The organism is Stutzerimonas stutzeri, assembly GCF_018138085.1.
GTDB lineage: Bacteria > Pseudomonadota > Gammaproteobacteria > Pseudomonadales > Pseudomonadaceae > Stutzerimonas > Stutzerimonas stutzeri_AI.
This window is the reverse complement of sequence record NZ_CP073105.1, coordinates 369,214-390,299: the sequence shown is the minus strand read 5'-3', so window position 1 is coordinate 390,299 and position 21,086 is coordinate 369,214. Positions and strand designations below refer to the sequence as shown.

Annotated in this window: 19 protein-coding genes; 8 read left to right on the top strand and 11 right to left on the bottom strand. The window is 64.0% G+C overall.

Annotation, left to right across the window (positions count from 1 at the left end; all coding sequences use genetic code 11):
- Window positions 1–67 precede the first annotated feature (67 nt).
- A complete protein-coding gene (locus tag KCX70_RS01905; RefSeq protein ID WP_336512527.1) occupies window positions 68–598 on the top strand; it encodes a DUF2931 family protein in 531 nt (176 codons plus the stop codon).
- Window positions 599–694: 96 nt separating this feature from the next.
- Here KCX70_RS01905 and KCX70_RS01900 read toward each other — a convergent pair whose 3' ends face one another.
- The 10 genes from KCX70_RS01900 to glcD all read right to left on the bottom strand — a co-directional run bounded on the left by KCX70_RS01900 (window position 695) and on the right by glcD (window position 11,828).
- Window positions 695–1,081: an SCP2 sterol-binding domain-containing protein gene (locus tag KCX70_RS01900; protein ID WP_212619119.1), complete on the bottom strand. Its 387-nt coding sequence runs from the start codon at window positions 1,079–1,081 to the stop codon at window positions 695–697.
- 136 nt (window positions 1,082–1,217) lie between these two features.
- The gene (locus KCX70_RS01895; RefSeq protein WP_021207208.1) at window positions 1,218–1,490 is read right to left on the bottom strand and encodes an HU family DNA-binding protein; all 273 of its coding nucleotides are present in this window, start codon (window positions 1,488–1,490) and stop codon (window positions 1,218–1,220) included.
- Window positions 1,491–1,640: 150 nt separating this feature from the next.
- On the bottom strand, window positions 1,641–2,843 hold the full coding sequence (locus KCX70_RS01890; protein ID WP_212619118.1) for an FAD-dependent oxidoreductase: 1,203 nt from the start codon (window positions 2,841–2,843) through the stop codon (window positions 1,641–1,643).
- 1 nt (window position 2,844) lies between these two features.
- Window positions 2,845–3,012 (bottom strand): rubredoxin, encoded by a 168-nt coding sequence (locus KCX70_RS01885; RefSeq protein WP_021207210.1) that lies wholly within the window; start codon window positions 3,010–3,012, stop codon window positions 2,845–2,847.
- A 156-nt stretch (window positions 3,013–3,168) separates the two neighbouring features.
- Window positions 3,169–4,878, bottom strand: a complete 1,710-nt coding sequence (locus KCX70_RS01880; RefSeq protein ID WP_212619117.1) for an L-lactate permease — start codon at window positions 4,876–4,878, stop codon at window positions 3,169–3,171.
- A gap of 222 nt (window positions 4,879–5,100) precedes the next feature.
- A complete protein-coding gene (locus KCX70_RS01875) occupies window positions 5,101–7,281 on the bottom strand; it encodes a malate synthase G (protein ID WP_212619116.1) in 2,181 nt (726 codons plus the stop codon).
- A gap of 132 nt (window positions 7,282–7,413) precedes the next feature.
- Window positions 7,414–7,815 carry a heme-binding protein gene (locus tag KCX70_RS01870; RefSeq protein ID WP_212619115.1) on the bottom strand — a complete coding sequence of 134 codons (402 nt, stop codon included), beginning with the start codon at window positions 7,813–7,815 and terminating at the stop codon, window positions 7,414–7,416.
- A gap of 50 nt (window positions 7,816–7,865) precedes the next feature.
- A complete protein-coding gene (gene glcF, locus KCX70_RS01865) occupies window positions 7,866–9,083 on the bottom strand; it encodes a glycolate oxidase subunit GlcF (RefSeq protein ID WP_102851660.1) in 1,218 nt (405 codons plus the stop codon).
- A 187-nt stretch (window positions 9,084–9,270) separates the two neighbouring features.
- Entirely contained in the window at window positions 9,271–10,329 is a 1,059-nt protein-coding gene (gene glcE / locus KCX70_RS01860) for a glycolate oxidase subunit GlcE (RefSeq protein ID WP_212619114.1), read from the bottom strand.
- Complete coding sequence (glcD, locus tag KCX70_RS01855) at window positions 10,329–11,828, bottom strand: glycolate oxidase subunit GlcD (protein WP_212619113.1); 1,500 nt, start codon at window positions 11,826–11,828, stop codon at window positions 10,329–10,331. Before glcD ends, glcE begins: the two co-directional genes overlap by 1 nt.
- A gap of 234 nt (window positions 11,829–12,062) precedes the next feature.
- On the opposite strand from glcD, the gene glcC reads away from it, so the two are divergent.
- The 7 genes from glcC (at window position 12,063) to KCX70_RS01820 (ending at window position 19,962) form a co-directional block, all read left to right on the top strand.
- On the top strand, window positions 12,063–12,833 hold the full coding sequence (glcC, locus tag KCX70_RS01850) for a transcriptional regulator GlcC (protein ID WP_021207217.1): 771 nt from the start codon (window positions 12,063–12,065) through the stop codon (window positions 12,831–12,833).
- A 224-nt stretch (window positions 12,834–13,057) separates the two neighbouring features.
- Window positions 13,058–13,597: a chorismate--pyruvate lyase family protein gene (locus tag KCX70_RS01845; protein WP_243391789.1), complete on the top strand. Its 540-nt coding sequence runs from the start codon at window positions 13,058–13,060 to the stop codon at window positions 13,595–13,597.
- A gap of 44 nt (window positions 13,598–13,641) precedes the next feature.
- Complete coding sequence (gene ubiA, locus KCX70_RS01840) at window positions 13,642–14,538, top strand: 4-hydroxybenzoate octaprenyltransferase (protein ID WP_212619112.1); 897 nt, start codon at window positions 13,642–13,644, stop codon at window positions 14,536–14,538.
- Between the two features lie 205 nt (window positions 14,539–14,743).
- Window positions 14,744–15,433: a phosphate regulon transcriptional regulator PhoB gene (gene phoB / locus KCX70_RS01835; RefSeq protein ID WP_045160331.1), complete on the top strand. Its 690-nt coding sequence runs from the start codon at window positions 14,744–14,746 to the stop codon at window positions 15,431–15,433.
- A gap of 107 nt (window positions 15,434–15,540) precedes the next feature.
- Window positions 15,541–16,842, top strand: a complete 1,302-nt coding sequence (phoR, locus tag KCX70_RS01830) for a phosphate regulon sensor histidine kinase PhoR (RefSeq protein WP_212619111.1) — start codon at window positions 15,541–15,543, stop codon at window positions 16,840–16,842.
- 98 nt (window positions 16,843–16,940) lie between these two features.
- Window positions 16,941–18,311 (top strand): hemolysin family protein, encoded by a 1,371-nt coding sequence (locus tag KCX70_RS01825; RefSeq protein WP_102851665.1) that lies wholly within the window; start codon window positions 16,941–16,943, stop codon window positions 18,309–18,311.
- A 508-nt stretch (window positions 18,312–18,819) separates the two neighbouring features.
- Window positions 18,820–19,962, top strand: coding sequence for a BCCT family transporter (locus KCX70_RS01820; RefSeq protein WP_212619110.1), 1,143 nt, complete (start codon window positions 18,820–18,822; stop codon window positions 19,960–19,962).
- 114 nt (window positions 19,963–20,076) lie between these two features.
- Here KCX70_RS01820 and KCX70_RS01815 read toward each other — a convergent pair whose 3' ends face one another.
- A complete protein-coding gene (locus tag KCX70_RS01815; RefSeq protein WP_102846411.1) occupies window positions 20,077–20,973 on the bottom strand; it encodes a peptidoglycan DD-metalloendopeptidase family protein in 897 nt (298 codons plus the stop codon).
- Between the last annotated feature and the right edge of the window lie 113 nt (window positions 20,974–21,086).

Below are 21,086 nucleotides of genomic sequence, written 5' to 3'. Positions count from 1 at the left end.
TCCTCCGTCTGCAGATAGTGATCCCAAAGCCAGGTGGTGGAACCTTGAGTTCTTTGGACCTAATTACATGACCGGCTGGGTCGAAGCCAGCCTGGTCGAAGACATCACCGGTCGGACCTTTAACCACGGAAGCGGCGGCGTTATAGGTAATGGCAACCCCGGTGATTCGGAGGAAACCGCTAGGGGCTGGGTTGGCGGGATAGGCGGAAACAATAGGGCGGTCGTTGGCGCAGACCTACCGAAACGGATCTACGTACGCTGGCAATCTGCGGTTGAGCCGCAAACCTACCGAGCCTGGATCGATATAGGCGACGAAGCCAGGCAAATCATGAACGACTCCACCCATCAGCGCTGCAAAGCGACGCCTGAGCGAACGGCGCGATATATGGCGGCGCTCTACCTTGGGCTTGCCCCGGGAGGAGTTATACAAGCATGGGCGATGGACAGTTGCGGACATCCAGTAAAGATTGCCCGCGGTCAGGCCGAAATAGAGCCGCTGGGCCCTCACCTCGGAAAATCGGGCGGGCATTACTATCCGCAGCCAGAAGCATCTAAACGGTACGTAGAAAAGCACGGTATCCCTTACGGGAGCTGGTAAATCCGCGCCTGGATGACAAGTACCTCGGCCCCGGCTCATGCCTTCTAAAAGCAAGAAAAGCAACCTGAAGACTGAATGATGCCCGTAGACGCGTAATCAAGCCGCCTCAGGCTTCTTCTTCCGCGGCTTGAGGTATTTGGTCAGGCCCTGAAACCACATTACCAGCGCCGTATTGCCCTGGATCTGGATGTCCTTGTTCTGGATGCCCTGCATAAAGGCCAGCTGCTTGTTCTTCGCATTCATGGTGGCGAAGCCGTAGGCGCTGTCCTTGAAGCCAATGGCAAAGGCCGGTTCGGCAGCGGCGCCGCTATGGCTGGTGACGCGCTGATCCTTGACCACATAATGGCGCGCGACCTTGCCGTCGAGGGTATGCAGCTGAAAGGTCAGGGCTTTATCGCCGAGCTGCTTCTGGAAGTCAGGATTGTTGCGGCTGGCCTTGGCCATCAGGCGGCCGAGCATCCAGAGGAGAAAGCGGAATTTCATGAATTAGCCGACCGTTGACGGAAAACGGCATTGTAAACGGCTGGTTTGAGCGATGGGAGCAGGAGAACAGGCGGGTCTGGAGCGGACTATACAGTCAGGCTGACCCGGAGCCTGGGCGGCCCCGGGCAACGCGAATTCAGTTGATCGCGTCTTTCAGCATCTTTCCCGGCTTGAATGCCACGGTGTTGCTGGCCTTGATAGTGACGGGTTCGCCTGTCTGCGGATTCTTGCCAGTGCGAGCGCCACGGTGTCGCTGGATAAAGGTGCCGAAACCGACCAGAGTCACGCTGTCCTTGCGGTTGAGCGCGTTGGTGATTTCGTCCAGTACGGCGTTGAGTACACGGTTGGCCTGATCCTTGGTGAGATCGGCCTTATCGGCGATGGCGGCTGCGAGTTCCGGTTTGCGCATGGGTAGCCTCTAAGACTTTATTGTTTTTGTGATTCGCTGTTCTCCGAACAGCGTTCCGACGCGCTACAACAGCTCTACACTGCGGTAGCGCCACAGGGAGCATGGCACGCTGCTAGCACTCGCGCCAGCCCCCGCCAGCGCTTTACCGACTCATTCTGGAGACTTTAGCGACAGAACTTGAGGCAGTTCCGCCAACACCGGCGGCAGCTGTTTATTCAGCGCCAGCCGCTCTTGCACGGCCGTTCCGGTCAGGGCGTAGCCCAACAGGCTGCCATCGGCAGCGCGGCACAATGCCTTCAGATCGTTGCCCTCACCTTCCACGCTCCAGCGGCCCTCGCTGCCCGCCGCTGGCGGCGATACCACCAGCGGGCAGACCGGGGTTTTCACGGTGATCGGCATGGGCCCGTAGGTCACTGGCGTAGGCTGGCCGGCCAGAGTTTTGGCCAGTGCACGCACACCGCTCATCAGTGGCATCACATAGAGCAGGTTGAGCCCTTCGACTTCCGCGCAATCTCCCAATGCATAGATGTGCTCGGCCGACGTCTGCAGCAGGCGATCAACCTCGATGCCGCGGTTGACCTGCAATCCGGCCGCCTCGGCCAGTTCGGTGCGCGGCCGCAGGCCCACGGCGCTGACCACCAGGTCGCATTCGATTCGCTGGCCGTCGGACAGCTGCGCCTGCAAGGCGTCGCCCCGCCGCTCGAGACGCTCGAGCACCGGCCCCAGATGAAAGCGCGCGCCCAGCGATTCCAGCCCGCGCTGCACCGCCGCAGCCGGCTCGACCGGCAGCAGCGACGGCATGATCTGCTCGCAAGGTGCCACCAGCTCGACCTCATAGCCGCCGTGCAGCAGGTCATTGGCGAATTCGCAGCCGATCAACCCGGCTCCGAGGATCAGCACGCGACGCTTGCCCTGGGCCGCCTCGCGGAAACGGCCGTAATCGAGCAGGTCGTTGATCGGGAAGATCGCATCCTGTGCATCACCGGCGACCGGCACGTTGACCGTCTGCGCGCCCCAGGCGATCACCAGGTCGCGGTAGGGCACGGGCTCGTTGCCGATCCAGATTCGCTGCTTCTCCGGCTCCAGCCGGGTCACCCGGGTATGGGTGCGGATCTCGGCGTTGAGTTGAATCGCCATCGGCCCTGCGACCGTCATGCCGAGCGCATCGGCATCCTTGTTCATGGCGAAGCCGGTCGAGAGCATCGGCTTGGAGTAGGAGCGGCCGTCGTCCGCGGTGATCAGCAACAGCGGCGTCTCGCTGTCGAGCTTGCGAAACTCCCGGGCCAGGTTGTAGCCCGCCAGCCCGGTGCCGATGATGATCAGCGGCGCATCCTTTGGGTTCGAGTCGTTCATATCAGCCAATCGCGATCATTTCGAAATCCATCTTGCCGACTCCGCAGTCGGGACAGAGCCAGTCTTCCGGCACGTCTTCCCAGGCGGTGCCCGGGGCGATGCCGTCGTCCGGCCAGCCCTCGGCTTCGTCATAGATGAATCCGCACACCACGCATTGCCACTTTTTCATTATTCACCTCGATCAGTCTCGGTTGCGCTGCACGCTATACCAGAACGCGGCGAACCGCCAAACGCCCGTGCGCCGGTGATAGACCGCAAGCCGGGAAAAGATTCACCGGACAAAAAAAACGGGCGGCCTAAGCCGCCCGTCCGGGTTCACGCCGCCTCAGCGGGCGGTCGCAATACCCACCAGCGGATCGCTGATACCCATCACGTAGAAGCCGATCAGGCCAAGCGAGCCAGCCAGCACGAGGTAATACAGCGTCGGCAGCATGGTCTTGCGCAGCGTGATGCCTTCGCGGCCCAGCAGGCCTACCGTTGCCGAGGCCGCCACCACGTTGTGAATGGCGATCATGTTGCCCGCCGCGGCGCCCACCGACTGCAGCGCCACCATCAACGCGCCGGAAATGCCCAGCAGGCTGGCGGTGTTGTACTGGAACTGCGAGAGCATCAGGTTGGACACGGTGTTGGAGCCGGCGATGAAGGCGCCCAGCGCGCCGACCGCAGGCGAGAAGAACGGATACACGCCGCCTACGCTGTCGGCCACCAGCTGTGCCATGGCCACCGGCATCGAGACCAGATCCGAACCGTTGACGCCGGAGTTGATCAGGATCCGTACCATCGGGATGGTAAAGATCAGCACGAAGCCGGCACCGAGCAGGGTCTTGCTCGACTCGGAAATCGCCGCGCCCAGCTCGGCGGCCTTCATCCGATGCAGGAAGAAGGTCACCAGCACCACCATGCACAGAATCCCGCCCGGCAGGTACAGCGGCTCGAGGGTACCGGATACGCCGGTTTCGCCGAGGATGTCCTTCCAGCCGAAGCTGACCGACATCAGCGCGGCCTTGAGCTGCGGGAACACCCGCGACATCACCAGGAACACCGCCAGCAGCAGGTAAGGTGCCCAGGCCATCGGCACGGAGATCGGCGTGCGTCCGGCGACGTCGTCGATCTTCATCTCGATCTTGCCCATCCACTCCACCGGCCATTCGCTGGCCGGGGCGAAGTCCCAGCTCGACTTGGGCAGCAGGAAGCCCGCCTTTGCCGCCGGAACCACGATGGCCAGACCGACCAGCGCGCCGATCATCGACGGGAATTCCGGACCGAGGAAGACACCCGCCGCCGCGTACGGAATGACGAACGCCAGCCCGGTGAAGATGGCGAACGGCGCCATCGCCAGGCCTTCGCTCCAGGAGCGGTTGCGGCCGAAGAAGCGCGTCATGATGCAGATCATGATCAGCGGCATGAGGATGCCGCACAGCGCATGGATAATCGCCACGCGGGAGAAGATCAGATGGAAGAAGGTCTCCCAGTTGCTGCCCACCGTTGCCAGTTGGCCGCCCAGCGTCGCCTGATCCAGACCGCCGGCGACACCCACCAGAATCGGCGTACCCACCGCGCCGAAGGACACCGGTGTCGATTGCACCATCATGCCCAGCACCACCGCCGTCAGGGCCGGGAAGCCCAGCGCGACGAGCAGCGGCGCCGCCACTGCAGCCGGCGTACCGAAGCCCGAAGCACCTTCGATGAAGCAGCCGAACAGCCAGGCCACGATCAGTACCTGGACGCGCTTGTCCGGGCTGACGTTGGCGAAGCCGCGACGAATCGAGGCGATACCGCCGGAATGCTTCAGCGTATTGAGAAGAAGGATGGCGCCGAAAATGATCCAGAGGATCGCGGCGGTGAGAATCAGGCCTTGCAGCGTGGACGCCAGGACCCGGTTGAAGGTCATGTCCCAGGCCAACAGGCCGATCAACGCAGTGAGCACGAAAACCAGCGGCATTGCGTACTTGGCCGGCCAGCGAAAGCCGATCAGCAGTACCCCCGCCAGCACCAGCGGCACGAAGGCCAGTATGGACAGCAGTGTCTGACTCATTGTTGGGTTCCTTGTTTTTTGTTGTGAACCACATCTATCCGGGTTAGCCCGGTCCCACGCATTAGCCGATATGGAAACCACATCGACCCGAGAAACTGACCAATGGGTCACATCGGCCGGCCCCTCTTGCTCGAAAGCCCCGAGCGCTCGAAGCGCCCGGGGCTTGTCAAACTGCGCCGGCGGTCAGCACCTGCCGACCGCCGACTGTCCTGCGGATACCGCTCAGCCAACCTGCTGCTTGAAGCGTTGACGCCAGGCGTGCAGCAGCGGCTCGGTGTAGCCGCTGGGCTGCTCGCGACCTTTGAACACCAGGTCACAGGCCGCCTGGAACGCCGCAGACTGAGCATAGTCGTCCGCCATCGGACGGTAGGCCGGATCGCCGGCGTTCTGCTGGTCGACCACCTTGGCCATGCGCTCGAGCGTCTCACGAACCTGCGCCTCGTCGACCACGCCGTGACGCAGCCAGTTGGCGAGATGCTGGCTGGAGATGCGCAGCGTGGCGCGGTCTTCCATCAGGCCGACATCGTGAATATCCGGCACCTTCGAGCAACCGACGCCCTGCTCGACCCAACGCACCACGTAGCCGAGGATGCCCTGGCAGTTGTTGTCCAGCTCCTGCTGGATTTCCTCGGCCGACCAGTTGCGCTCCGGCGCGACCGGGATGGTCAGCAGATCGTTGGTCAGCTTGTCGCGCTCGGCGGCCAGATCGATCTTTTCCAGCTCGGCCTGGACGGCCTGCACATCAACCTGGTGGTAGTGCAGCGCATGCAGCGTGGCACCGGTCGGCGACGGCACCCAGGCGGTGTTGGCGCCGGCCTTGGGATGGGCGATCTTCTGCTCGAGCATGGCGGCCATCAGATCCGGCATGGCCCACATGCCCTTGCCGATCTGCGCCTTGCCACGCAGGCCGCAGTTAAGGCCGACCAGCACGTTGTTGCGCTCGTACGCCTGAATCCAGGCGGTGCCCTTCATGTCGCCCTTACGCAGCACGGCGCCGGCTTCCATGATGGTGTGCATCTCATCGCCGGTGCGGTCGAGGAAGCCGGTGTTGATGAAGGCCACGCGGTTCTTCGCGGCGGCGATGCAGGCCTTGAGGTTGACGCTGGTGCGGCGCTCCTCGTCCATGATGCCGACCTTGAGGGTGTAACGCGGCAGGCCGATCAGGTCTTCGACACGACCGAACAGCTCGTCGGTGAAGGCCACTTCGGCCGGGCCGTGCATCTTCGGTTTGACGATGTACATCGAGCCGGTGCGCGAGTTGCCCTTGCGCTGCTGGTCATGCAGCGCGATGAGGCTGGTCACAACGCCGTCCATGATGCCTTCGGGGATCTCGTGGCCTTCGCCGTCGATGATGGCCGGGTTGGTCATCAGGTGGCCGACGTTACGGATGAACAACAGCGAACGGCCATGCAGCTTCAGGTTCGAGCCGTCCGCGGCGGTGTATTCGCGATCGGCGTTGAGGCGGCGGGTGATGCGCTTGCCACCCTTCTCCAGGTCTTCGACCAGATCGCCCTTCATCAGGCCCAGCCAGTTGCGGTAGACCAGCACCTTGTCGTCGGCGTCGACCGCGGCGGTGGAGTCCTCGCAGTCCATGATGGTGGTGACCGCAGCTTCGACCAGCAGATCCTTGACGCCGGCAGCATCGGTCTGGCCGATGGGGCTGTTCGGATCGATCTGGATCTCGACGTGCAGGCCGTTGTTCTTCAGCAGGATCGCCGTCGGCTCAACGGCCTCGCCCTGATAGCCCACGAACTTTTCAGGCTGCTTCAGCCCGGTGACGCTGCCGTTCTCAAGGGTGACCTTGAGCACGCCGTCCTGCACACGGTAGCTGACCGAGTCGACGTGGCTGCCGTCGGCCAGTGGCGCGGCCTGATCGAGGAAGTTGCGCGCGAAGGCGATGACCTTGGCGCCGCGCGCTTCGTTGTAACCCGGGCCCTTCTGCGCGCCGTTCTCTTCGCTGATCGCATCGGTGCCGTAGAGCGCGTCATACAGCGAGCCCCAGCGGGCATTGGCGGCGTTCAGCGCGTAGCGCGCGTTACCGATCGGCACCACCAGCTGCGGACCGGCCTGGGTGGCGATTTCGCTGTCGACGTTGCTGGTGCTGATCTTCACCTCGCCCGGCTCGGGCTGCAGGTAGCCGATCGACTCCAGAAAGCTGCGGTAGGCCGGCATGTCGGTGATCGGACCGGGATGGCTGCGGTGCCAGTTGTCCAGCTCGACCTGCAGACGGTCGCGCTCGGCCAGCAGGGCGCGGTTCTTCGGCGCCAGGTCGTGGACCAGCTCATCGAAGCCCTTCCAGAAGGCCGCCGCCTCGACGCCGGTGCCCGGCAGGACTTCGTCCTCGATGAAACGTTGCAGGTTGGCCGCAACGTGCAGGCGGCCCAGGGTTACGCGTTCGCTCATGACAACACCTCTCTTGTTCGTTGTTCAGCAACCCGCGGGTGGCTGCCTATCGCTCGCCGTGGCCGGAACGGTTGCGGTGTAGGCCGCTACCTCTCGTCCCGCCTTCCAGCCTCCAGCGCTGTTCTCGTGCGTTTAACCGACAGCGGCTACGCCGGCCTTGGCGACCTGCGCATCCTGAGCCGCGGTCACGCCGGAGACGCCGACCGAACCGATCACGTTGCCATCGACGATCACCGGCACGCCGCCTTCCAGCGAGCAGACCACCGGTGCGGACAGGAAGGCATTGCGCCCGCCGTTGACCATGTCCTCGTAGCCCTTGGTTTCGCGACGACCCACCGCGGCGCTGCGCGCCTTTTCGGTGGCGATGTAGGAGGCGATCGGCGCACAGCCGTCCAGACGTTCCAGCGCCAGCGGATGGCCGCCGTCGTCAGCGACCACGATGGTCACGGCCCAGCCGTTGTTCTGCGCTTCGCTGCGCGCGGCGTCGAGGATGGCGGTCACTTCGGTCTGGGTCAGCATGGCTTTGGTTTTCATGTTCTCTCCTGTCGATTCGATGTGCGCCACGGCGCGATTGGGGGTTGGGGTTACTGCATCGCCTCCTCGACGATCTCGATCCAGTGCCGTACCGGGGTCCGCCCGGCGCCGTCGAGGTGCGTCTGGCAACCGATGTTGGCGGTGACGATGACTTCCGGCTTGCCGCTTTCCAGCGCATTGAGCTTGTTGTCGCGCAGCTGATGGGAAATTTCCGGCTGGGTGATCGAATAGCTGCCTGCCGAACCGCAACACAAATGCGCATCCGGCACTGCGGTGAGGTGGAAGCCGAGCCGGGTGAGCACGTCTTCGACCGCGCCGCCGAGCTTCTGTGCGTGCTGCAACGTGCAGGGACAATGAAAAGCCATGCGCTTGTCCGTCTCGACCTTCAGCCGCTCTAGCTCGGCACTGCGCATCACTTCCACCAGATCCTTGGCCAGCGCGCTGACCCGCGCGGCCTTGGTCGCGTAGGCCGGATCGTCGCGCAGCAGGTGGCCGTAATCCTTGATGAAGGCACCGCAACCGCTGGCGGTCTGGACGATGGCTTCGGCACCGCCTTCGATGGCCGGCCACCAGGCGTCGATATTGCGACGGGCGCGATCGAGGCCGGCTTGCTGGGCATTGAGGTGATAGTCCACCGCGCCGCAGCAGCCGGCTTCACGCGCGGTCATCACGCTGATGCCGAGGCGATCGAGTACGCGCGCCGTAGCAGCATTGGTGTTGGGCGACAGGCTCGGCTGAACGCAGCCCTCGAGAATCAGCACGCGACGCGCATGCACGGTCTGCGGCCGCGGTTTGGCCGGGGTGACCTGGCGCGGCATGTGCGCCTTGAGCGTCGCCGGCATCAGCGGACGCAGCATGTTGCCGGTGCTGAGCAGGCTCTTGAACAGCCCGGGGCGCGGGATCACGGTGCGCAGACCGGTGCGCAGCAGGCGCTCACCCGCCGAGCGCGGCACCTGCTGTTCCATGAAGTCGCGGCCGATATCCAGCAGGTTGTGGTACTGCACGCCGGAGGGGCAGGTGGTTTCGCAGTTGCGGCAGGTGAGGCAGCGGTCCAGGTGGGTCTGGGTGGCCTCGGTGACTTCGCCACCCTCGAACATCTGCTTCATCAGGTAGATGCGCCCACGCGGGCCGTCCAGCTCGTCGCCGAGCAGCTGATAGGTCGGGCAGGTGGCGTTGCAGAAGCCGCAATGCACGCAGGAGCGCAGAATGCTTTCGGCTTCCTCGGCACGTGGCAGTTTCTTAGCGGCCTCACTCAAATTCGTTTGCATTAACAGGTCGCTCCCAACGCGAATTGGCTCTTTGCGTTGGCGCTTCGCGCCAACCCTTCGGGACGCGCCCCAGAAAGCGCAATCCATCGTTGTTCGTCGTTCATTTGGACCACCAAACTTCTCTCCTCACGCCTTGTCTTGCGCTCTCTGGCACGGCGTCGCAGCGGCCAATCGCGCTGGGCGCGACCTAGACCTCGGAATACAGGCGGCCAGGGTTGAATATCCCCTGCGGGTCGAGCGCCGTTTTCAGCTGGCGGTGATAGCGCAGCAACGGCTCGGCCAGCGGCTGGAACGGGCTGGCCGTGGCACCGGCGGTGAAACAAGTGGCATGACCGCCCACTTCGCTGACGATGCTGCGGATGGTCTGCGCGTCGGCATCGGATTTCAGCCAACGCTGGGCGCCGGCCCAGTCGACCAGTTGTTCGCCAGGCAGGGCCAGCACCGGAGTATCGGTGGGCAGCGACAGGCGCCACAGCGGGCGTGCATCGTTGAAAAAGCCCAGGCGCTGTTCGCGCAAATCGCTCCAGTAGGCTGCGTCCAGATCCTGACCGCCAATGCGATCGCAGGCGGCGTTGACCGAACCTTCGCCGCCCTCCAGCCGCAAGTGCAGCGCCTGCCCGTCATGGCTCGCCGCGGTGATCGGCACCGGCTGCTGGCCCCATTCGGCCAGCTTGAGCAGCGCGTGCTCGACCGGCATCTCGACGCGCAGACTGCGCGACAGGCGCGGCTTGGGCAGCACCTTGAGCGAAACCTCGGTGAGCAGGCCCAGGCAACCAAAGCTGCCGGCCATCAGGCGCGACAGGTCGTAACCCGCCACGTTCTTCATCACCTCGCCACCGAAACGCAGGTGCTTGCCGTGGCCAGTAATCACACGAGAACCGAGCACGAAATCGCGCACCGAACCGGACCAGGGCCTACGCGGGCCGGACAGGCCGGTGGCGATCATTCCGCCCACGGTGGCGCCCTCGCCCAGGTGCGGTGGTTCGCAAGGCAGCATCTGATTGGCCTCGTCGAGCGCGGCTTCCAGTTCGGCCAGCGGCGTGCCGGCGCGAACGCTGATCACCAGTTCGGTCGGGTCGTAGGTCACGATGCCGCGATGTGCCCGTGTGTCCAGCGGTGTGCCCCGGACTTCACGACCGAGGAACGCCTTGCTGCCGCCACCGTGGATACGCAGCGGGGTGTTGCTGGCCAACGCCTGGTTGACCTGGTCGAGCAGCTGCTGGCTGTCGTCGAAGGAGACCGTCATCAGAAGCGCTCCAGTTCAGGGAAGGGCAACTGCCCGCCGTGGACGTGCATGCCGCCGAATTCGGCGCAGCGATGCAGTGTCGGGATGTTCTTGCCGGGGTTGAGCAGGCCGCTGGGGTCGAATGCGGCTTTCACGGCATGGAACAGCGTCAGTTCGTCAGCGTTGAACTGCGAGCACATCTGGTTGATCTTTTCGCGCCCGACGCCGTGCTCGCCGGTGATCGAGCCACCCACCTTCACGCACAGCTCGAGAATCTTGCCGCCCAGCGCCTCGGCGCGCTCCAGCTCGCCCTCGGTGTTGGCATCGAACAGGATCAGCGGGTGCATGTTGCCGTCGCCGGCATGGAATACGTTGGCCACGCGAAGACCGTATTCGTCGGAAAGGTCGCTGATGCCCTTGAGCACACCCGGCAGCTCGCGGCGCGGGATGGTGCCGTCCATGCAGTAGTAGTCCGGCGAGATTCGCCCGACTGCCGGAAATGCATTCTTGCGACCGGCCCAGAACTTGACGCGCTCGGCTTCATCCCTGGCCTGACGCACCTCGGTGGCACCGGCCAGCTTCAGGACCTCACTGACACGGGCGCAATCGTCGACCACGTCGGCTTCGACGCCATCCAGTTCGCAGAGCAGAATCGCCTCGGCATCCACCGGATAGCCGGCGTGAATGAAGTCTTCGGCGGCTCGGATCGACAGGTTGTCCATCATCTCCAGCCCGCCGGGGATGATGCCAGCGGCGATGATGTCGCCCACCGCACGACCGGCCTTTTCCACCGAGTCGAAGGCGGCCAGCAGCACTTTGGCCACCTGCGGCTTGGGCAGCAGCTTGACCGTGACCTCGGTGACGATGCCGAGCATGCCTTCGGAACCGGTGAACAGCGCCAGCAGGTCGAAGCCGGGCGAGTCCAGCGCATCGGCGCCGAGCACCATGCGCTCGCCTTCGACGGTGAGGATTTCCACCTTGAGCAGGTTGTGCACGGTCAGGCCGTATTTCAGGCAATGCACGCCGCCGGCGTTTTCGGCGACGTTGCCGCCGATGGAGCAGGCGATCTGCGAGGACGGGTCGGGCGCGTAGTACAGATCATAAGGCGCCGCCGCCTGGGAGATCGCCAGGTTGCGCACGCCGGGCTGAACCCGGGCGAAGCGACCGGCCGGGTCGACTTCGAGAATCTTGTTGAAACGCGCCATCACCAGCAGGATGCCCTGCTCCAACGGCAGCGCACCGCCGGACAGCCCGGTGCCGGCGCCACGCGCCACCACTGGCACGCCACGTTTGTGGGCGATTTTCAGCAGGGTTTCGACCTGCTCGACGCGCTCGGGCAGCACCACCAGCATCGGCGTGGTGCGGTAGGCGGACAGCCCGTCGCACTCGTAGGGCTTGAGGTCTTCGCCGCGGTGGAGGATGTCCATGCCGGGCAGTTGCGCCTGCAGCTCGGCCAGCAGCGCCGCCTTGTCAACCTTGGGCAGCTCACCGTCGACGCGTTCGTCGTAGAGGATATTCATGGCAGTCGGGGCTCTTCTTTGCGTTCACCGCGCACGGCCAGCTGCGGTGGTTTGACGCATCATTAGCCCTGCGGCTTTGAATCGTCCATCTGGAAAACCACTGGTCCTACCAGTTTCTTTCGGCAACCTTTCAGGCAAGAGCAGCCAAACCAGCGGATATCGGGACTTGGCGCGTGTTGCTCGCAGATCCGGTAGACTGCACTCAAACTGGTCCTACCAGTGAAGGAGGCCTGTATGCTGCTTGAAAATTCAGGGGAACGGCGCCAGCTCGCCGATGTGGTGGCCGAGCGTATCGAGCGGCTGATCGTCGACGGCGTGCTCAAGGTCGGTCAGGCGCTGCCGTCGGAGCGGCGCCTGTGCGAAAAGCTCGGCATCTCGCGCTCGGCCCTTCGCGAAGGTCTGCGCGTGCTGCGCGGTCGCGGCATCATCGAAACCGCCCAGGGCCGCGGCTCGCATGTCGCACAGCTGTCCGGCCAACACGACGCCAGCCCGCTGATGCACCTGTTCAATTCGCAGCCGCGCACACTCTATGACCTGCTCGAAGTACGCGCCCTGCTGGAGGGTGAATCAGCACGCCTGGCGGCACTGCGCGGCACCGATGCCGACTTCATCCTGCTGCGCCGCCGCTACGAGGAAATGCTCGCTGCGCATACTGCAGAAGCCGCCGACCCGCGCGAGCATGCGCGCCTCGATCATGCCTTCCACCTGGCTGTCAGCGAGGCGTCGCACAACCCGGTGCTGGTGCACACGCTGCAGTCGCTGACCGACCTGATGCTGTCCACTGTGTTTGCCTCGGTGAACAACCTTTATCACCGACCGATGCAAAAACGGCAGATCGACCGACAGCACTCGCGGCTGTTCCACGCCATCACCGAACGACTGCCGGACCAGGCCCAGCGCGCGGCGCGCGATCACATCCACAGCATTCGCGACAACCTCAAGGAAATCGAGCAGGAAGAGCAGCGCCTAGTGCGCGCGACCATGCGACTGGAGGGTTGGACGTAACCACTGCGCCGAGAGCCGCCTAATCGGAGCAGGAGGCGTGGTTCGCCTGCTCAAGGGATCACTCGCAATAGCCATTCGCGAGCAGGCGCGCCAACGAAACGCAGCGGCGGCAAGGCGGATGCATGGGCCGCCCGCCGTCCTGGGCTCGGCTACTCTTCCGGCTTCAGGCTGTCGTTACCCCTCATGCTAGACTCGCCGCTTCTTTTCACTGCCCGAAACCGCTCGTGTCCGATTTCCACACCTGGCTGCCCGCCGACCGCCTGCCCGCCCCGCTCCCTGCCGACCTTCACGACTGGCTCTATGTCGACCGGGGCTCGCTCACCCGTCGCCTCACCCAATTGGCAGAAGGCGCGTTCAGCGTCACGCCGCTGGTGGAAGGATGGCAGGCGCTGCGCGACGACGAATGCGCGGCGCTCGGCGTGGCCAATGGCAGCGAGGGCTGGGTGCGCGAGGTCTATCTTCGCGGCCACGAGCAACCCTGGGTATTCGCGCGCAGCGTCGCTGCGCGCTGCGTACTCGAAGAGTCTGGACTGGACCTGCCGCACCTGGGCAGCCGTTCGCTGGGCGAGCTGCTGTTCAGCAATCCGGCTTTCGCCCGTGGCCCGCTGGAAGCACGCCGTTACCCGGCCGACTGGCTGCCGCAGCAGGCACGACAGGCCGACCTTTGGGCTCGTCGTTCCTGTTTCAGCCAGGGCGACCTGCGCGTACTGGTCGCCGAGGTCTTCCTGCCAGCGCTGTGGCGAGCCGCACGGATCGCGACCTGAACCCGGCACAAACTGCCCAACCGCCCTCACGACCGGAGACCGCCGTGTACCAGAAGCTTCTGCAATCGAGCAATCGCCTCCACCCGCGCGCCTGGGACTTCATCCAGCTGATGCGCCTGGATCGCCCGATCGGCACCTATCTGCTGCTGTGGCCGACGCTCTGGGCGCTGTGGATTGCCGGCGAGGGCTCGCCCAGCGTTAAAAATGTGCTGATTTTCGTGCTCGGCGTGGTCCTCATGCGCGCCGCCGGTTGCGTGATCAACGACTTCGCCGACCGCAACTTCGACGGCCATGTCAGCCGCACCAAGGGCCGCCCATTGGCTACCGGCAAGGTCACGCCGAAGGAAGCCTGGATTCTCTTCGCCATCCTCGTCGCCCTCAGTTTCGGCCTGGTGCTGCTGACCAACGCCGCGACCATCTGGCTGTCATTCGGCGCACTAGGTGTCGCCGCGCTGTACCCCTTCATGAAGCGCTACACCTATTACCCGCAGGTGGTGCTCGGCGCGGCCTTCTCCTGGGGCATCCCGATGGCCTTCACCGCCGAGCGCGGCGAGCTGCCTCCCGAAGCCTGGCTACTGTTCATCGCCAACGTCGTCTGGACCGTGGGCTACGACACCTACTACGCGATGGCCGACCGCGAAGACGACCTGAAGATCGGCATCAAATCCACCGCCATTCTGTTCGGCGAAGCCGATCGGGTGATCATCGCCACGCTCCAGGGCCTCGCCCTGTTCTGCCTGATTCTGGCTGGCGTGCGCTTCGAGCTGGGGCAATGGTTCCACCTCGGCCTGACCATCGCCGCCGCGTGCTTCGCCTGGGAATTCTGGAAAACCCGCTCGCGCAAGCCGCAGATCTGCTTCAAGGCCTTCTTGCATAACCACTGGGCCGGGCTGGCGATTCTCGCGGGGATCGTTATGGATTACGCGATGAAGGCGGCTTGAGGCTTCAGGCTTCAGGCTTCAGGCTTCAGGCTTCAGGCTTCAGGCTTCAGGCTTCAGGCTGACCAGTGTGCGCGGCGGCGCCGAAACGAACTTACGCGCTTTTACCTGCCGCCTGTGGCCTGTAGCCTAAAGCCGCTCCATGTAACATCCCTGCAACATTTCCGTTATCTAATGCCGAGCGACAAGAAACGGACCGAGAGCGGACATGAACGGCAAATGCATACTGATCGTCGATGACGAAGCGCCGATTCGCGAGATGATCGTCGTGGCGCTGGAGATGGCTGGCTACGAATGCCTCGAAGCGGAAAATACCCAGCAGGCCCACGCGCTGATCGTCGACCGTCAACCCGACCTGATTCTGCTCGACTGGATGCTGCCTGGCACCTCCGGCATCGAGCTGGCCCGGCGCCTCAAGCGCGACGAGATGACGGCCAATACGCCGATCATCATGCTCACCGCCAAGGATGCCGAGGACAACAAGATCCAGGGCCTGGAAGTGGGCGCCGACGACTACATCACCAAACCCTTTTCGCCGCGTGAACTGGTGGCGCGGCTCAAGGCCGTGCTCCGACGCGCCGCACCCAGCGACAACGAAACGCCGATCGAGATCGGTGGCCTGCTGCTCGATCCCATCAGCCATCGCGTCACCATCGACGGCACCCCGGCCGACATGGGCCCGACCGAGTATCGCCTTTTGCAGTTCTTCATGACCCATCAGGAGCGCGCCTACACCCGTGGCCAGTTGCTCGATCAGGTCTGGGGCGGCAATGTCTACGTCGAGGAACGCACCGTGGACGTACACATCCGCCGCCTGCGCAAGGCGTTGGGCGAGACCTATGAGAACCTGGTGCAGACCGTACGTGGCACTGGCTATCGTTTTTCCACCAAGAGCTGACGAAACCGCACCCGGCCGGCACACGCCGCGACCGTTCAGGGACGAACTTCAGCCAGCGTCGCCGAGCATTGACCGGCCAGCCCAGGCTGCCAAGAGGAGCACAAGCGGTGAACCAAGACTGGCAAGGCGCTCTGGTGCGCCAGCTGCTGCTGTTGTTGGCCGGCTGCCTGCTGGTCGGACTGATCTCCGGCCAGTACGGCTGGGCCTTGGCTGCGGGCCTGGCCGGCTACCTGGCCTGGATCCTCCAACAGATGCGCCGCCTGCAGCGCTGGCTCAAGCGCAGCCAGCCGGACGAGCCACCACCGGACGGCCACGGCCCCTGGGGCGAAATCTTCGACAACCTCTATCAGATGCAGCGTCGCGATATCCGTCAGCGCGGCCAGTTGCAGTCGGTGATCGATCGCGTCCAGGGCTCGACCACGGCACTGAAGGACGCGGTGGTGATGCTCGACAGCGACGGTAACCTGGAATGGTGGAACCCCGCCGCAGAACGTCTGCTCGGCCTGAAGAAGCCACAGGACACCGGCCATCCGGTCACCAACCTGGTGCGCCATCCCAGCTTCAAGGAATATTTCGACAACGGCCGCCACGACGAACCGCTGGAGCTGTCCTCGCCGGTCAACGACCGCCTCTGGCTACAGGTCACCATCACCCGCTACGGCAACAGCGAGCACCTGATGGTGGTACGCGATATCACCCGGCTGCACCAGCTGGAACAGATGCGCAAGGATTTCGTCGCCAACGTCTCGCATGAGCTGCGCACGCCGCTGACGGTGATCGCCGGCTACCTGGAAACCATGATCGAGCACACCGAGCAGATGCCGCCGCGCTGGCCGCGGGCACTGCACCAGATGAACCAGCAGGCCGGGCGCATGCAGCATCTGCTCAACGATCTGTTGCTGCTGGCGAAACTCGAAGCCACCAGTCCGCCGACCAACACCCTGCCGGTCAACGTCGCCGCCCTGCTGCAATCGATCAAGAGCGACGCCCAGGCGCTATCCGCCGAGCGCAACCACCGGATCATCGTCGAAGCCGATCCGACGCTGCTTCTCAAGGGTAGCGAGAGCGAGCTGCGCAGCGCCTTTTCCAACCTCGTGTTCAATGCCGTGAAATACACCCCGGACAATGGCGAGGTGCAGATCCGCTGGTGGTGCAACGAGCACGGCGCTCATCTTGCGGTGCAGGACTCGGGGATCGGCATCGAATCCAAACACTTGCCGCGCCTGACCGAGCGCTTCTACCGGGTCGACTCCAGCCGCGCCAGCAACACCGGCGGCACCGGCCTGGGCCTGGCCATCGTCAAGCACGTGCTGCTGCGCCATGAAGGCCGTCTCGACGTCTACAGCACGCCCGGCAAGGGCAGCACCTTCACCTGCCACTTCCCGCTGTCGCAGGCGACCGTGAAATGACCGGCCACGACCACTCGGCGCCCGGCGCCCTGGTGACGCCTTGAAATAACCCCCGAGCGGCCCCATCCTTGGGGCCTCATCGACTACCCGATACCTCAATGGACCCTTCCCCTGCTTTATCCCCGAGCTACGCCGCCTCTTCGTATTTCGCCGACTTCGGTCTGATCCTCTTTGCGCTGTTCCTGGTCCTGCTCAACGGCTTCTTCGTTGCCGCCGAGTTCGCCATGGTCAAGCTGCGCTCGACCAAGGTCGAGGCCATTGCCAAGGAGCATGGCTGGCGCGGACATATCCTGCGCCGGGTGCACAACCAGCTGGATGCCTACCTGTCCGCCTGCCAGTTGGGTATCACACTGGCGTCGCTGGGCCTGGGCTGGGTCGGCGAGCCGGCCTTCGCCCATCTGCTCGAACCGCTGCTGGCCGCCGTCGGCGTCGAGTCGCCTGCGGTGGTGCATGGCATCGCCTTCTTCACCGCGTTCTTCATCATTTCCTATCTGCATATCGTGGTCGGCGAGCTCGCGCCCAAGTCCTGGGCGATCCGCAAGCCCGAGCTGCTGTCGCTGTGGACGGCCGTGCCGCTGTACCTGTTCTACTGGGCAATGTATCCGGCCATCTACCTGCTCAATGCCAGCGCCAACGCGATCCTCCGCGTCGCCGGCCAGGGCGAACCGGGAGCACACCACGAGCACCACTACAGCCGCGACGAACTGAAGCTGATCCTGCATTCGAACCGCGCGCTGGACCCGGCCAACCAGGACATCAAGGTGCTGGCGTCCGCGGTCGAGATGAGTGAACTGGAAGTGGCCGACTGGGCCAACTCACGCGAAGATCTGCTGCAGCTGGACCACGACGCCTCGCTGGCGGAGATCCTCGACCTGATCCGCCGCCACAAGTACAGCCGCTACCCGGTGTACGACAGCGAACAGGGCGACTACATCGGACTGCTGCACATCAAGGACCTGCTGCTGGCATTGGCTGGCGACGAAAACCTCGCGCAGCATTTCGACCTCGCCGCGCTACTGCGACCACTGGATCGGGTGTCCCGGCATCTGCCGCTGAGCACGCTGCTCGAGCAGCTGCGCCAGGGCGGCGCGCATTTCGTGCTGGTCGAAGAAGGCGACCACAAGGTGGTGGGCTTCCTGACCATGGAGGACGTGCTCGAAGTGCTGGTCGGCGATATCCAGGACGAGCACCGCAAGACCGAACGCGGCATCCTCGCCTATCAGCCGGGCAAGCTGCTGGTCCGCGGCGACACCCCGCTGTACAAGGTCGAACGCCTGCTGAGCGTGGACCTCGATCACATCGAGGCCGATACCCTGGCAGGCCTGGTCTATGAAAGCCTCAAACGTGTCCCCGAAGAAAACGAAGTATTACTGGTCGACGACCTGCAGATCGTCATCAAGAAAATGCGCGGGCCGAAGATCGTGCTGGCCAAGGTGCTGCGCCTGGATCATGAGGCCGTGCCGCTATAGTCTGGGGTCGCCGGCCTGAGCCCTCCGTGTAACTTCTTCGAGCGGCCCTCCTTGCGCCGCTGCGCGTAGTCGCAGACGGCTGGATGCGGTTGCTCTAGGCCATGGCCACCGCTGAACACAGCCAGTTCACGGCATTCACCCACGCGAACGCCCCTTCGCTCATCCCTTCATTGGCCGCAACAGCGCGCGCCAGACAGTCCCAGCGTGGCTAAACGGTCGCTAGCAGCCCCTGACGGCCAGGCATCCTGCCGATTTCGCGGGCAAGGGTAACGCGGCAGCCGCCGAATGCCGGCCTAGCCCTGGAGGCCGGTCACAGGATTTTCGAGGACGCATCCAGATAAGCGGCATCCGGCTCAGCGCGCCAGGATGGTCCTCGGCCTTCAGCTGCCTACACAGCCCCGACGTCACTCCGAAGGCCAAAAACACGGCGCCATCCAATAAATACAATACCCGCCGATCCCGGAGTCCCGGCGCAGCCGACGAACCGGAGCGGCGCGAGGGAGCCCCTATGAATATGATTTTATCGGGCGCGATTATTGTCCTGCTCGCGACCACCTTGCTGATCCTGATGCGCTGGGGCAACCTGCGCTGTACCGGAACGGAACCAGTGGGCCTGTTCACCTTTCTTGCCATCTTGTTCACGTCCGGCCTGGACATGGGCCTGATCATCTTCCCACTGACCGAATTTCCCACTTACGCCGAAGAAACCATCTATCGATTCTCCAACCCCCTGGCGGTGGAGTTCGGCTTCTGGGGCTTCCTGATCTGGGCCTTCTATTTCATCACCACCTTCTACTTCTGCGTGGTCGAGCCGCGGGTCAAGCTGTTCGAGCTGCGGCCAGTGAAGCTCGTAAACAACCTGGTGATCGTCACCACCTGCGCCTTCACCGCCTACCTGTTCCTGGTCAACATTGCCTGGTACGCGCCCGAGCTCGGCGACAGCCTAAACTACCTGGTGGTAGCGGCGATCGTTCTGGCAGCGGTCTATTCGAGCACCGACATCCGCTACCTGAAGCTGCTCAGCGTCGGTTCGACCTGGCTGTTCTTCGCACTGATTGTCGGCATGTGGTGGGCGGCGGATCTCGGCCTGGCGTTCTTCGGCGAGGCGGCGACGAAGATCGGCACCGGCTACTTCGCCGAACTGCCCGGCTTCATCCTGCCGCTGGGTGACTACCACGCCTTCTATCTGTTCTGGTGGTTCGCCTGGAGCGTGATGATCGGCCAGTTCGTCTCGCGCTTCGTCGGTGGCCTGCGCACCTGGCAACTGCTGCTGGCGTTGCTGGTGATCCCGTCCATCCCCCTGGCGATCTGGTTCTCCGTGCTCTATGGCTACTTCACGCTGAGCATCGGAGTCGGTCAATTCGCGAAGCTCGCCATGCTTGGCGTCGGGGTGATCTTCGTCATCAACTCGGTTGACTCGCTGGTGCGCCTGTACACCGATAACCTTGGCATCAGTGTCGAGAAACTCGGACGGCCACGTTTCATCGCCTTGAATGTCGGTCTGCTGATCAGCCTGGTGTTGCTATTCAAGTTCACCCCCTTCGAGATCCAGTGGGTGGGCCTGGTGGTGATCGGGCTGTATGCCGTGACCCTGGCGCTGTTGTTGTGGCGTCATCGCCCCGCCCTGCAGAGCATCGGCCTTAGTCACTGAGCGCAGTGCCGCTATGGCAACGAGTGCCGTGTCGATATGTGAATGAACTAGCGCTGCTGGCCAGGACGGCTATCAGCGCCTCGCAGCAAGACGTTCAACACCCGCAAGCTCCGCTCAGTCGCCGCCGACCGCGAAATTGGGCAGGCTGTTAACCGGCTGGGCGAAGTCGAAGGGGATCGATTCGACCGCCAGGCCGACGTTGCGCTGGACCACGAAGTGCAGGTGCGGGCCGGTACTGTTGCCGGTGTTGCCCGAACGGGCCAGCTGGGTGCCGGTCTCGATGCGCTGCCCTTCTCGAACCTTGACCGAGCCCTGCATCAGGTGCAGGTAGACGCCCATGGTGCCGTCGTCGTGCAGCACGCGGACGAAATTGCCGGCCGGGTTGTTGCCCCGCCCGCTCTGGGCATTCTCGATCTTCACGACCATGCCGCCGCGCGCCGCGATGATCGGCGTGCCTTCGGGCATGGCGATATCCGCCGCGTAACGGCCTTTCGGGGTGAAATGGCTGTACTTGCCGTTGGCACCCTGGGTCAGGCGGAACGGGCCGCCGCGCCAGGGCAGCGGGTATCGGTAGGGTTTGGGCAGCAGGCGCGGATCGCCGAGGGCGTGGCGTAGCTTGGGGGTGTACTTCAGCGGTTTGCTCGGGTCCAGCGGGGCCAGCGTCGCCAGGCGGATCTGGCTGCGCGGCGGCAGGACCCAGCGGATCGGCTTGTCCGGCGCGCCGACGGCGTTCTGCACACCGGTCAGCTTGAGTTCCACATCGACCGGGGCGAACAGATCGTTGCGCACCACGAGGGTTTCGCCGCCGGCATGCTTGCGCGTTTCGAGCTTCACCTGAGTGTCGAGCTTCTCGACCATCCGATCGCTGAAGGTGAACACGCGCGCGCCCGGCGCGGCCTGGTCGCTGTAGGTGACCACGCCGTTGGCGTCGGTGTATTTGTAGATGGTCAGGGCCGAGGCGGACGAGGCCAGCCAGCACAACCCGAGACCCAGAATGATGCGCCCCAACATAACGGCAGACTTCATGTGGTTATGTATTCAGAGCGCTGCAGACTAGCAGCGCAACGGGGCATGCGCGAGCCACCGACTGTCGGGCTGTGAAATCGTTCCCCGATGCGCTTTCT